Origin of the sequence: Nonomuraea endophytica (assembly GCF_014203235.1) — a bacterium.
GTDB classification, from domain to species: Bacteria; Actinomycetota; Actinomycetes; order Streptosporangiales; family Streptosporangiaceae; genus Nonomuraea; species Nonomuraea endophytica.
Genome location: NZ_JACHIN010000025.1, coordinates 59,333 through 72,179 on the forward strand (window position 1 = coordinate 59,333; position 12,847 = coordinate 72,179).

10 protein-coding genes and 1 pseudogene are annotated in these 12,847 nt (G+C 71.9%); 5 read left to right on the top strand and 6 right to left on the bottom strand.

Annotated elements, in window-relative coordinates; translation table 11 throughout:
• Complete coding sequence (locus HNR40_RS50435) at positions 1–1,125, bottom strand: AMP-binding protein (protein WP_184975138.1); 1,125 nt, start codon at positions 1,123–1,125, stop codon at positions 1–3.
• Between the two features lie 30 nt (positions 1,126–1,155).
• On the opposite strand from HNR40_RS50435, the gene HNR40_RS50440 reads away from it, so the two are divergent.
• Together HNR40_RS50440 and menD are read left to right on the top strand one after the other, a co-directional pair.
• Complete coding sequence (locus HNR40_RS50440) at positions 1,156–2,100, top strand: o-succinylbenzoate synthase (RefSeq protein WP_184975140.1); 945 nt, start codon at positions 1,156–1,158, stop codon at positions 2,098–2,100.
• Positions 2,097–3,752 carry a 2-succinyl-5-enolpyruvyl-6-hydroxy-3-cyclohexene-1-carboxylic-acid synthase gene (gene menD, locus HNR40_RS50445; RefSeq protein WP_184975142.1) on the top strand — a complete coding sequence of 552 codons (1,656 nt, stop codon included), beginning with the start codon at positions 2,097–2,099 and terminating at the stop codon, positions 3,750–3,752. Before HNR40_RS50440 ends, menD begins: the two co-directional genes overlap by 4 nt.
• Position 3,753: 1 nt before the next feature.
• Here the strand turns inward: menD and HNR40_RS50450 are convergent, their stop codons facing one another.
• A complete protein-coding gene (locus HNR40_RS50450; protein WP_184975146.1) occupies positions 3,754–4,323 on the bottom strand; it encodes a hypothetical protein in 570 nt (189 codons plus the stop codon).
• Between the two features lie 104 nt (positions 4,324–4,427).
• The gene (locus HNR40_RS50455; RefSeq protein ID WP_184975157.1) at positions 4,428–5,714 is read right to left on the bottom strand and encodes a cytochrome P450; all 1,287 of its coding nucleotides are present in this window, start codon (positions 5,712–5,714) and stop codon (positions 4,428–4,430) included.
• 114 nt (positions 5,715–5,828) lie between these two features.
• Between HNR40_RS50455 and HNR40_RS50460 the strand changes: the two genes are divergently transcribed.
• The gene (locus HNR40_RS50460) at positions 5,829–6,086 is read left to right on the top strand and encodes a hypothetical protein (protein ID WP_184975160.1); all 258 of its coding nucleotides are present in this window, start codon (positions 5,829–5,831) and stop codon (positions 6,084–6,086) included.
• Between the two features lie 4 nt (positions 6,087–6,090).
• Here the strand turns inward: HNR40_RS50460 and HNR40_RS56930 are convergent.
• From HNR40_RS56930 to HNR40_RS50480, 3 genes and pseudogenes are all read right to left on the bottom strand, one after another.
• Positions 6,091–8,135: pseudogene (locus HNR40_RS56930) on the bottom strand (ABC transporter ATP-binding protein).
• A complete protein-coding gene (locus tag HNR40_RS50475) occupies positions 8,132–9,037 on the bottom strand; it encodes an ABC transporter permease (RefSeq protein WP_184975168.1) in 906 nt (301 codons plus the stop codon). The pseudogene HNR40_RS56930 and the gene HNR40_RS50475 overlap by 4 nt, the downstream one beginning before the upstream one ends.
• Positions 9,030–10,010: an ABC transporter permease gene (locus tag HNR40_RS50480; protein ID WP_184975251.1), complete on the bottom strand. Its 981-nt coding sequence runs from the start codon at positions 10,008–10,010 to the stop codon at positions 9,030–9,032. Before HNR40_RS50480 ends, HNR40_RS50475 begins: the two co-directional genes overlap by 8 nt.
• Before the next feature lie 151 nt (positions 10,011–10,161).
• On the opposite strand from HNR40_RS50480, the gene HNR40_RS50485 reads away from it, so the two are divergent.
• Together HNR40_RS50485 and HNR40_RS50490 are read left to right on the top strand one after the other, a co-directional pair.
• Complete coding sequence (locus HNR40_RS50485; protein ID WP_184975171.1) at positions 10,162–11,751, top strand: N-acyl-D-amino-acid deacylase family protein; 1,590 nt, start codon at positions 10,162–10,164, stop codon at positions 11,749–11,751.
• On the top strand, positions 11,748–12,847 hold a 1,100-nt coding region (locus HNR40_RS50490; protein WP_184975174.1), incomplete at its 3' end, for a serine hydrolase. The genes HNR40_RS50485 and HNR40_RS50490, both read left to right, overlap by 4 nt.

Sequence of the window (12,847 nt, forward strand, 5' to 3'; positions counted from 1 at the left end):
TCAGGTTCCGGCCCGCAACAGGGCGAGATCGGTTTTACCGTTCGGCAGTAGTGGCAACCGGGGGAGAAGCCGCAGCTCGCGCGGGGCGGCGTAGGCGGGCAGCCGGTCTTTGGCGTAGGCGCGGAGCTGGTCCAGGGTGGGCGGGCGAGCGGGGTCGGCGGGCACCACGACCGCGACCACGCGCTCGCCCCACTCCGGGTCGGGACCGCCGACGACCGCCACGTCCGCGATCTCGGGATGTTCGCCGAGCACGGCGGCCACGACCCCGGCCACGACCTTCTCGCCGCCGGTGTTGATGACGTCGTCGGCCCGGCCGAGCACGCGCAGCCGCCCGCCGTTCAGCTCGCCGAGGTCGGAGGTGACGAACCAGCCGTCCTCGAACGGCGCCGCGCCGAAGCGGTAGCCGGAGAACAGGACGGGACCGGCGATCCGCACCCGGCCGTCCGGCCCGATTTTGAGATCTACATTGTAAAGGGGTCGGCCGTCGTACACGCAGCCGCCGCTGGTCTCGCTCATCCCGTACGTCGTGACGATCCGGGCACCGAGCGCCCGAGCCTCCTGCAGCAGGCCAGGCCGGGGCGCCGCGCCGCCGAGCAGGATCGAGCGGAACACCGACAGGTCAGCGCCCCGCTCCACCAGCCGGTGCAGCTGGGTCGGCACCAGCGACACGTGCTCGGCCCCCGCGCTCAGCACCATCTCGGGGGAGAAGCCGTCGTGGATGACCGGCTCGCTGTCGGTCAGCACCGACCTGACCAGCACCTGCAGTCCGGACACGTGCGAGGGAGGCAGGCAGCACAGCCAGCGCTCGCCCTTGGCGGCCTTCAGGTGGCGCAGCGACGCCTCGGCGGAGGAGCGCAGCGCCCGCCCGGTGAGCATGACGCCCTTCGGCACGCCGGTGCTGCCGCTGGTCGCGATCACCACCGCGACGTCGTCGGGCACGCCTTCTCCGCCGGCCTGCCGCACACCGTCGAGATGGGTGGGGCGCAGGGCCGTGAGGGTGGCGTCGCCGTCGCCGGGCGGCAGGGGGAGCACGGCGGGACCGTCGCCGGTCAGAGCATCGCGAATGGCCGCGAACAGCCGCGGACCGGGCGGCAGTGTGAGGGCGTGCAACGGTTTGCTCACCATGCTCGTAAGGTTAGTGGCGACAGTTCGGATATGAGTGCGGGGAGGGTCGTGGAGCGTTCTCCCGTCGTCTTCCGGATCCCCATGCGCGAGCGTTTTCGCGGGCAGACCGTCAGGGAAGGCGTGCTCATCCACGGGCCCGCCGGCTGGGGGGAGTTCTCGCCGTTCCCCGAGTACGGTCCGCGCGAGTGCTCGCGCTGGCTGGCCTGCGCCCGCGAGGCCGCCGACGAGGGCTGGCCCGTGCCCGTGCGCGCCGCCGTCCCGGTCAACTCGACGATCCCCGCCGTGCCCCCGGACAAGGCCTTCCAGCTCGTACGGCAGGCCGGCTGCGCCACCGCCAAGGTGAAGGTCGCCGAGCGCGGCCAGAGCTTCGCCGAGGACCTGGCCAGGGTGGAGGCGGTACGCGACGCGCTCGGCCCTTCGGGAAAGCTGCGCGTGGACGCCAACGGCGCGTGGAGCGTGGATGAGGCGCTGAGCCACCTGAAGGCCCTGGACCGCTTCGACCTGGAGTACGCCGAGCAGCCCTGCGCCACCCTCGGCGAACTGGCCCAGGTGCGCCGCCGCTGTGACGTGCCGATCGCGGCGGACGAGTCGATCCGCAAGGCGGAGGATCCGCTCCGGGTGCGCGCCGCGGAGGCGGCCGACATCGCGGTGGTGAAGGTGCAGCCGCTGGGCGGCGTGCGCAACGCGCTGCGTGTGGTGGAGGCGTGCGGGCTGCCCGCGGTCGTGTCCAGCGCGGTCGAGAGCTCGGTGGGCCTGGCGGCGGGTCTGGCGCTGGCCGCCGCCCTGCCCGAGCTGCCGTATGCGTGCGGTCTGGGCACCATGACCCTCCTTTCGGGTGATGTCGTGAAAGACTCCCTCATGCCGGTAGACGGACAGATCGCGGTCCGCCGCCCGAACGTGGATTTTTCGTATTTGTCGGAATTTGAGATCGAATCCCCCTCGTGGCTTCGCCGGATGCAGGAGGCTGCCTCGTGAACCCCGCCACCGCGCTGGCCTCCGTGCTGGTCGACGAGCTGGTGCGCTGCGGCCTCACCGACGTCGTGCTCGCGCCCGGCTCCCGCTCCGCCCCCCTCGCGCTGGCCCTGCACGCCGAGTCCCGGGTCCGCCTGCACGTGCGCATCGACGAGCGCTCGGCCTCCTTCCTCGCGCTGGGCCTGGCCAAGCGCTCGGAACGGCCCGTCGCCCTGCTCTGCTCGTCCGGCACCGCCGCCGCCAACTTCCACCCCGCCGTCATCGAGGCGGGCGAGTCGGGCGTACCCCTGCTGGTCCTGACCGCCGACCGGCCGCCCGAACTGCGCGGCACCGGCGCCAACCAGACCATCGACCAGATCAAGCTGTACGGCTCCGCCGTCCGCTGGTTCGCCGAGGTGGGGGTGCCGGAGGAGCGCCCCGGCCAGGTGGCTTATTGGCGCTCGCTGGCCTGCCGCGCCTACCAGCGCACCCTCGGCCCGGCCGATCCGGGACCGGTCCATCTCAACCTCTCCTTCCGCGAGCCGCTCATCCCCGACGGCGACACGAGCTGGTGTGAGTCGCTCGACGGCGACGTCAACGGCCCGTGGGTGCGCGCCCGCGTCGCCCCGCCCCCCGTGGCCCTGCACATCCCGCCCACCCGTCGCGGCGTCCTGGTCGTCGGCGACGGCGCGGCCAACGTGCGCCGCTACATCGCCGCCGCGGGCATGGCCGGCTGGCCGGTGCTGTCGGAGCCCAACGGCGGCGGCCGCTACGGCGACCACGCGATCTCCACCTACCACTTCCTGCTCGGCACGCCCGAGTTCGCCGAGGCCCACCGGCCCGACGTGGTCGTGACGCTCGGTCGTCCCGGCCTGTCGCGCCCGCTGCTGACGTGGCTGAAGCGGGCCGAGGAGCACATCGTCGTCGCTCCCGACCTGGCCCGCTGGCCCGATCCGACCCGCTCGGCCACACAGGTGGCGCAGGCGGTGGAGATCCCGGTCGCCTCCGGCGACGACACGTGGCTGCACTCCTGGCGCGGCGCCGACGCCGCCGCCCGCGCCGCGATCGACGAGCTTCTGGACGCCTCCGGGCTCAGCGAGCCGCGCCTGGCCCGCGAGCTGGTGGACGCGCTGCCGAACGGGGCGCTGCTGTTCAGCGGCTCCTCCATGCCGATCAGGGACCTCGACCAGGCCATGCGGCCCCGGCGCGGGATCCGGGTGCTGAGCAGCCGGGGCGCCTCCGGGATCGACGGGCTGGTCTCGACCGCGATGGGGGCGGCGCTCGGGCACAACGGGCCGTCGTTCGCGCTGCTGGGGGACCTGTCGTTCCTGCACGACCAGAACGGGCTGATCCTCGGGCCCCGCGAGCCCCGGCCCGACCTGTGCTTCGTCGTGGTGAACAACGACGGCGGCGGCATCTTCTCGCTGCTGCCGCAGGCGGCGGTGCGCGATCCGTTCGAGCGGGTCTTCGGGACGCCGCACGGGGTCGATCTCGGGTATGTGGCCGCGGCCACCGGGACGCCGTACACGCTGGTGAGTGACATCTCGGAGCTGGGCAAGGCGTTGCGCGGGGAGGGGTTGCGGGTGGTGGAGGTGCGTACCGAGCGCGAGTCCAACGCGCTCATCCACGCCCAGCTGCGCGAGGCCGCCCAGACGGCGATCCGGGCGGCGCTCTGAGTCACGCTCCGGCCAGGGCCGCCCGCGCGGGTTCGGCCCGCCACAGGCCCACGGCCAGCCAGGCCACTCCGGCGGCGGCGACCAGCAGGCCGAGCAGGTAGAGGGGTTCGGGGGCGACGTTCCTGAGCGAGCCGGGGATCATGCCGGCCGCGTAGAGGACGATGGCGCCGGTGGGCAGGCCGCCCGCCCTGACGGCGGCCGCGGCGAAGGTGAGGACGCCTGCCATCAGCACCAGGGACGTCACCAGGAACGCCCGGCCGGTGCCGCCGGCGACCAGGGTGGCGACCGTGCTCCGGCCGAGGGCGGGGAAGACGAAGTGCAGGGTGTACTCGACGGCGAAGGCTCCGGCCAGGCCCGCGGCGTTGAGCGTGAAGCCGATCAGGCCGAGGCGGCCGGCCGTACGGGAGATGAGGAAGTAGCAGCCGGTGATCGCGAACAGGCCGGCCAGCGGCGCGAGGGGCGCGATCGCGTGGGTGAGCGCCGTCTCCGGCAGGAACCCGGCGCGGCGGGCGGCGTTGAAGACGAGGACGACCGCGCACAGGAATCCGGCGGCCGCGGTGAGTCTGAACATGTTGGTCACTCCGGTTTTCGGGGCTTTGTCGCTCGTATCATGAGCGCCCCGGACCCTTCCGGAGGAGAGCCGCGGGCCTGACGTAAGCAGCCCGAAAGAACCGGTCAGGACGGCGCGGGCAGCACGGTCATCTCGATGTCGTGCTCGGCCCACAGCACGAACCGCTCCACCGGCACCACCGGATGCCCTTCGACCGGGCGGAAGGTGAAGCGTTTGAGCAGCACGGCCAGCACCAGCCGCGCCTCCAGCATGGCCAGCGACGCCCCTTCGCAGGCGCGCGGGCCGAAGCCGAACGGGATGTAGGCCAGTCGTGGCCGCTCCGGCATGCGTTCGGGCGCGAACCGGCCGGGGTCGAACCGCTCCGGATCCGGCCAGATACGCGGATTCATGTGCACCGCCCAGATCGGCACGAACACCGTCGTCCCGGCCGGCAGGTCGTAGCCGCCCAGTGTGAGGTCCTCGGTGGTCTCGCGGGCGCCGTACGGGCCGGGCGGGTAGCGCCGCATCGACTCCTTCAGCGCCATCTCCAGCACCCGCAGCCCGCTCAGGTCCGCGAACCCGGGCACGTCCGGCACCCCCGACAGCTCCGCGCGGATCCGCTCGGTCACCTCCGGGTGCGCGGCCAGCAGGTAGAGGGTCCAGGAGATCGCCACGCCCGTGGTGTGGTGGGCGGCCAGCATCATCGACAGCACGGTGTCGCGCACCCGCGCGGGCCGTTCGCCGGCCTCGGCCAGCAGCGTGATCAGGTCGGGCCGGTCCGGCGGGCGCCGTCCGGCGAGCACCTGGTCGACCGCGTCGCGCAGGAACGCCAGTCCTTCCCGCGCCCCGCCCTCCCGGTACGGTGTGCCGTACAGCTTGCCCAGATACTCCGACAGGACCTCCTCGAAGGCGCCCACCACGCGCCGGGGCAGTTCGCCCTCGTCCATCTCCATGCCCAGCGCGTACTGGCAGACCATGCGCAGGGAAAGCTCGCTGAGCTCCTTCTGCAGCGACACGGGCCCGTCCGCGACGGCCCAGCGGTCGGCCATCTCGGCGGTCATGCGGGCGAAGGAGGGGTAGTGCGCCTCGTGCGACTTGCGCCCGGCCAGCGCGGAGAGCACGAGCTTGCGCCACGGCACGTGCTCCTCGGCAGGCATCACCTGCAGGTTGCCGGTCTCGAAGAGCGGGGCGAGGAACTCGAACAGCTTCTCCGGCCGTTTGTCAACCCGCGCCACCCGTTCGAGCAGCACGGGGTCGGCGACCGAGACGAGCCGCGTGCCGGGCATCCGAAACGCGGCCACGTCGCCGTAGTCGCGGTGCAGGGCCAGCTGGAAGGTGTGCAGGCCACCGGCGGCGGCGATGTCGTCGAGGTTGTCGCCCGCCGCGGACGGCGGCGGCCCCGGGATCACCATGTTCGCCACACTCGCACACGTCTCCCCGCCCCGCCACCCCACCCTGAGGGGTGATGCGGTAGATCACCGAGTCGGGGATACTTTGTCGCGTTCCAGCCGTTTCCTGGAGGTCGCATGTCGCTGTGGAAGAAGCTCGGTCTTGGCCTCGTGGCGGCGTTCGTGCTGCTCATCGTGGCCCTCATCGTGGCGATCGTGGTGCCGGGCGGCTGGAAGATCTCCATCTTCATCGTCGGGGTCCCGGCGGCGGTGGTGTGGGTCGTCATCCAGATCATGGGGGAGTCCCACTCCTCCTCCCGCCGCGACGACCCGCCCCCGCCGCCGCCCGCCCGGCGGCGCCGGCCAGGGGACGAGCACGGCGAGCCGTGGCGGTAGGGCGTCAGACGACGGCGGCGTAATGGCAGGCGGCGGGATGGCCGTGGCCGCGGTCGATCAGCTCGGGCGCCTGCTCGACGCAGAGCGCCTGTTCGCCCTCGGTGAGCATGGTGAACTTGGGGCAGCGGGTGCGGAAGCGGCAGCCGCTCGGCGGGCTGGCCGGGCTGGGCACGTCGCCGCCGATGACGATCCGCTCACGCGCCCTGACGCGTTCGAGGCGCGGGTCGGGCAGCGGGATGGCCGAGATGAGCGCCTGGGTGTAGGGGTGGGCGGGCCGGTCGAACAGCTCGTCCCTGTCGCCGATCTCCACGACCCGGCCGAGGTACATGACCGCGACCCGGTGCGCGATGTGCCGGACCACCGACAGGTCGTGCGCCACGAACAGGTAGGCCAGGCCGAGCTGTTCCTGCAGGTCCTGGAGCAGGTTCACCACGCCGGCCTGGATCGACACGTCGAGCGCCGACACCGGCTCGTCCAGCACGATCAGCTCGGGCCGCATCGCCAGCGCCCTGGCGATGCCGACGCGCTGGCGCTGGCCGCCGGAGAACTCGTGCGGGTACCTGTTGCCGTGCTCGGGGTTGAGCCCGACGGTGGCCAGGAGCTCGCGTACCCGCTCCGGGCCCTCCTGGCGGTAGGTGTCGTGGATGCGCAGCGGCTCGGCGATGGCGTCGCTGACGGTCATCCTCGGGTCGAGGGAGGCGTACGGGTCCTGGAACACGATCTGCATGCGCTGTCGCAGCCGGCGCATCTCCGCGGCGCCGGCCGCCGCGAGGTCCCGGCCGTCGAACAGCACCGTCCCGGAGGTCGGCGGCCGCAGGTTGAGCACGGCCCGGCCGGTGGTCGACTTGCCGCAGCCAGACTCGCCGACCAGGCCGAGCGTCTCGCCCCGGTCCAGGTCGAAGGAGACGCCGCAGACGGCGTGCACCTGTCCCGTGGTACGCGGGATCAGGCCCTTGCCGCGTACCGGATAGTGCTTGACCAGGTCCTTCACCGACAGCAGCGGCGACCCGCTCATGCTGCGCCTCCATCGTGGTCGGCCGAGGTCAGCGCGAAGACGTCCTCGGGGCGGCGGCCTTCCAGGTCGGCCGAGAAGTGGCAGGCGGCCAGGTGGCCGGGGGCGGTGGCGAGCAGTTCCGGCTCGGTGCTGTCGCAGAGCTCCTGCCGCATCGGGCAGCGCGGCCCGAACGGGCACCCGGGCGGCAGGTCCAGCAGCGACGGCGGCGAGCCGGTGATCGGGACCAGCCGCTCGCCCCTGCGGGCGTCGTCCAGCCGGGGCAGGCTCCCGATCAGTCCCAGCGTGTACGGCATGCGCGGCTCGTAGTAGATGGCGTCCACCTGCCCGAGCTCCACCGGCCGGCCCGCGTACATGACCAGGACCCGGTCGGCGGTGCCGGCGACGACGCCGAGATCGTGGGTGATCAGCACCATCGCCGCCCCGGTCGCCGCCCGCGCTGTCTCCAGCGCCCGCAGCACCTGCGCCTGGACGGTGACGTCGAGCGCGGTGGTGGGCTCGTCGGCGATGATGACGTCGGGGTCGTTGGCCATCGCGGTGGCGATGACGACGCGCTGGCGCATGCCGCCGGAGAACTCGTGCGGGTAGTCGCGGGCGCGTTCCCTCGGCCGGGGGATCTGCATCATGGCGAGCAGTTCGACCGCGCGCTCGCGGGCGGCGGCGGCGCTGACGTCGTTGTGCGCCCTGACCGCTTCGGCGATCTGGTCGCCGATCGGGTGGACGGGGTTGAGCGAGGTCATCGGGTCCTGGAAGACCATCGCGATCCGGCCGCCGCGGATGGCCCGCAGCTCCTTGTCCGGCGCCCCGACCAGCTCCTGGCCGCGGAAGCGGACCGAGCCGCCGACCTTCGCCGATCCCGGCAGCAGGCCCATGACCGCCATCGAGGTGACCGACTTGCCCGAGCCGGACTCGCCGACGATGCCGAGCACCTCGCCCCGGCGCAGCTCGTAGCTGACCCCGCGGACCGCTCTGACCAGGCCGTCCTCGGTGGGGAACGACACGGTGAGGTCCTCGACCTCCAGCACGATCTCGCTCATGTGCGCACCTTCCGCTGCGTCGGGTCGAAGGCGTCGCGCAGCCCGTCCCCGATGAAGTTGATGGTCAGGGCGATCACCACGATGAACGCGCCGGGGAAGTAGAACAGCCACGGCCGGGTGCTGACCGCCGTGTCGGCCTCGCTGACCAGCAGGCCGAGCGAGGTGTCGGGCGGCTGGACGCCGAGGCCGAGGAACGACAGCGCGGTCTCGACCAGGATGGCGGCGGCCACGAGGATCGTGACGTTGACGATGATCGGGCCGAGCGCGTTGGGGATCAGGTGGCGGAAGATGATCCAGCGGTCGGTGGCGCCGAGTGCGCGGCTGGCCTCGACGTACTCCTTCTCGCGCAGCGACAGCACGACGCCGCGTACCACGCGGGAGACGTAGGCCCACTGCAGGGAGGCGATGACGAGGGCGACGAACCACCACGAGCCCGACGTGCCGCGGGTCAGCACCGCGGCGACCGCCAGCAGCGGCAGAGTGAGGACCAGGTCGGCGATGCGCATCATGACGCTGTCGGTGATGCCCCGGTAGTAACCGGAGAAGGCTCCCCACAGCGTGCCGACCAGTCCGGCGAGCAGCGCGATGAGCAGGGCGATCTCGATCGAGCGCTGGGTGCCGCGCAGCACCTGGGCGAAGGTGTCGTGGCCGAGGTTGTCGGTGCCGAACGGGTGCTCCAGCGACGGCGGGACCGACACGGCCGAGGTGATGTCGGCGTAGTCGTAGCGCCAGAGCGCGCCTCCGGCGAAGGCCAGCAGGACGACGGCGGCGAACAGCACCAGGCTGACCACCGCCGCCTTGTGCCGCAGGAAACGGCGCAGCACCAGCTCGCGCTGGCTGCGCTGGCGCACCGTGGCGGCAGGGGGCTTGTGGCGTGTCGCCGTCTTGGTCTCGTCACTCATAGCGGATCCTGGGGTCGAGGAGGGCGTACAGGAGGTCGGCGATGAGGTTGAACACGATGACCGCCACGGCCACCACGAGCAGCCACGCGAGCACCGCGTAGGCGTCACGCTGGTTGATCGAGGTGACGAGGAAGTCGCCGAGGCCGCGCCACTGGAAGACCGTCTCGGTGATCACCGCGCCGGAGATCAGGGACGCGAAGTCGAGCGCGGTCACCGTGGTCATCGGGATGAGCGCGGTGCGCAGCGCGTGCCGTACGACCACCCGTCGCCGCGTCAGTCCCTTGGCCCGCGCGAACAGCACGTAGTCGCTGTTGAGCACGTCGAGCATCGAGGCGCGCTGGAACCGGCTCCACGCGCCGAACGAGATCAGCGCCAGCGAGACCGTCGGCAGCACCATGTGGCCCGCCGCGTCGGCAAGCTGGGCCCACGCGCCGCCGTCCACGACCACCGATCTCTCCCCGATCGTGTAGACCACCTGGTCGCCGACGAGCTGGTTGAGCGAGATGCCGCCCTGCTTGAGCAGGACCGCGAACCAGAACGACGGCATCGACAGGAACAGGAACGCGGCGAAGGTGAACCCGTAGTCGATGCCCGAGTACTGCTTCACCGCGCTGAGCACGCCGACGACCACGGCCAGCAGGAGGGCCAGGACGACGGCCACCGCGACGAGCCGCAGCGTGACGCCGAACCGGGCGGCGATCTCGTGGCCGATGTCCAGGTTGGTGCGCACGGAAGGGCCGAAGTCCCCGCGCAGCACGCCGGTCATCCAGGTCCAGTAGCGCTGCAGCACCGGCTGGTCCAGATACAGCCGGTGCGCCTCGACCGCGATGACCTGCGGAGACGGCGGCGGGTTGCGGCCCTTGAGATTGGCGAGCGGATCGCCGGACAGCGTCACGAGCAGGAACACGACGAACGTCGACGCCACGATCACCGGGATGGAGATCAGGAGGCGGCGGAAGGTGAAGGTGAGCACGATAGGGGTCACCGGCTCTCTGTGGCTGAGGTTTGGTCACCCAGTGCAGTCGTTCCGCCTCGCCCGTACTTCGTCGGATGCGACGTAAGATCTGCGGCACTTCATCGGATTCGATGAACATTCGGTGCTCGTGACGTCGCAGGATGCCCGCATGTCGGCTTCTCTGGTGATTCGCGGTGGCACAGTTCATGACGGCGGCGGCGGCCCTGGCCGCGTCGCGGACGTCCTGGTCGAAGGCGATCGGATCGTCGCCGTCGGCCCCTCGGCCGGTGGCCACGACGCGCCTGTTCTGGACGCCACCGGGCTGGTGGTCGCCCCCGGCTTCGTGAACGTGCTCAGCCACGCGTACTTCACGCTGGAGAAGGACGGCCGTGGCCTGTCCGACCTCTACCAGGGCGTCACCACGCAGGTCTTCGGCGAAGGACTGTCGATCGGGCCCCTCACCCCCGCGATCAGGGCCGAGCTCGAAGCGAGCTTCGAGTCCTTGGAGTGGGAACGGCTGTCGCAGTTCCTGGCGCACCTGGAGCGCAAGGGCGTGGTCCAGAACGTGGTCAGCTTCGTCGGCGCGCACAACCTGCGCATGATCGGCGCGGGCACGGAGGACCGGCCGATGACCGCCGCCGAGCTCTCCCAGGTACGCGGCATCCTCGACGAGGAGATGGCCGACGGAGCCCTGGGCGTGGGATCGGCGCTCATCTACCCGCCCGGCTGCTTCGCCCCCACCGATGAGCTGGTCGCGCTGTGCGAGGTCGTCGCCCGGCACGACGGCATGTACATCTCGCACATGCGCAGCGAGGGCGACCACTTCCTCGACGCGGTCGACGAGCTGATCGAGATCGGTCGCCGGGCCGAGGTGCGGGCGGAGATCTACCACCTCAAGGCCGCCGGACGCGACAACTGGCCCAAGATGGCACGGGCCGTCGAACGCGTCGAGGCCGCCCGCGCCGCCGGGCAGGTGGTGACCGCGGACATCTACCCTTACCTCGCCGGGCAGACCAGCCTCGGCGCCTCGATCCCGCCGCACTTCCACGAGGGCGGCCACGAGGCGCTCGCCGCCCGGCTGGCCGACCTGGCCGAGCGGGCCCGCATCCGCGAAGGGGTGCGGACGCCGTCGGAGCGCTGGGAGAACATCTACCTGGCCTCGGGCGGCGCGGACGGCGTGATGCTGCTGCCCGACCCGAAGGGCCCCGCCGGCAGTTACCGCGGCCTCAGCCTCGGGCAGGCGGCGCGCGACCGGGGCGCCGACCCCGTCGAGATGCTGCTGCAGCTGGTCGAGGCGGAGCCCGGCCTGCACGCCATGTACTTCATGATGGACGAGGACGTGCTGCGGACCGCCCTGCGCAACCCTTGGGTGTCCGTCGGGTCCGACGCCGAGACCTTCGCCGCGGAACCGCCCTACACCGACACGCCCACCCATCCACGGGCCTACGGGACGTTCGCCCGGATTCTCGGCCGGTACGTGCGGGAGCAGAAGCTGCTGACGCTCGGCGAGGCGGTGCGGCGGATGACCAGCCTGCCCGCCACCAACCTGGGCCTGCGCGACCGCGGCCGGCTCGCCGTCGGCGCTTATGCCGACATCGTGGTCTTCGATCCCGAGACCGTCGGCGACCTGGCCACCTACGAGTCCGCGCACCAGTACGCGCGGGGCATGCGGCACGTGGTGGTCAACGGGCAGACCGCGTTCGCCGACGGTGTGCCCACCGGGCTGCTGCCCGGGCGGGCGCTGCGGAGGTCCTCGTGAACGAGCAGGTCGAGCAGGTGCTCGGGCCGATCGGCGCGCGGGCCTGGGTGCACGCCGTCGACCTCGACAGCGGGGCCGAGGTCGGGTACGGCTCGTACGGGCTGGTCGCGCTGGCCAGCGTGTTCAAGGTTCCGGTGCTGGTGGAGTTGTTCCGCCGGTTCGGGGACGGGCGGCTGGCTCCTGACGCGCGGCTCGACGTTCCCGCCGAGGGGCGCTCGGCCGGGCCCACCGGGCTGTCCGTCATGGCCGACCCGATCGAACTGTCACTGCGCGACCTGGCCTACTGGATGATGAGCGTCAGCGACAACGCGGCCACCGACATCCTCGTCAACCTGCTGGGCACCGACGCGATCAACGCGACGCTGCGCGAGCTGGGCCTGACCAGGACCAGGGTCGACGGCACCTGCGACGACCTCTACCAGACGATGTACGAGGACGTGCCGGAAGGCGCGGGTCCCGACGCTCTGCGCGCCGCGCGGGCCGTCGATCCCGAACGCACCCAGCACTCCGGTACGCCGCGCGAGATCACCCGGTTGCTGGCGGCCATCTGGAAGGACGAGGCTGCCGGGCCGGCGGAGTGTGCCGAGATGCGGCGCATCCTCGGGTTGCAGGCTTGGCCGCATCGGCTGCGGGCCGGGTTCACCGAGCCTGGGGCGCGGGTGAGCGCCAAGACCGGGACCTTGCCGTTCTGGCGTAACGAGGCCGGGGTGGTGGAGGTCGAGGGCGGGCGGTTCGCCGTCGCGGTGTTCATCAGAACCGAGGACCACCGCTACCGCCAGCCCGCCGCCGACACCTCCGTCGGAACCCTCGCCCGCCTGGCCATCGACCACCTGCGCTCATCCACCTCCCGCTTGGGCCTGTCCACCGACCGCCCGCGATCATCCGGTGACCGACCGCGATCGGACGCTCGATTGCGCTCGTCGGACGAGCGCTTGCGTTCGGATGTGGACGAGCGAGCGTTCGCCGACCGCCCGCGATCGGTGGACACCCACGAGCAGCCGGACACCCACGAGCAGCCGGACACCCACGAGCAGCCGGACACCCACGAGCAGCCGGACACCCACGAGCAGCCGGACACCCACGAGCAGCCGGACAC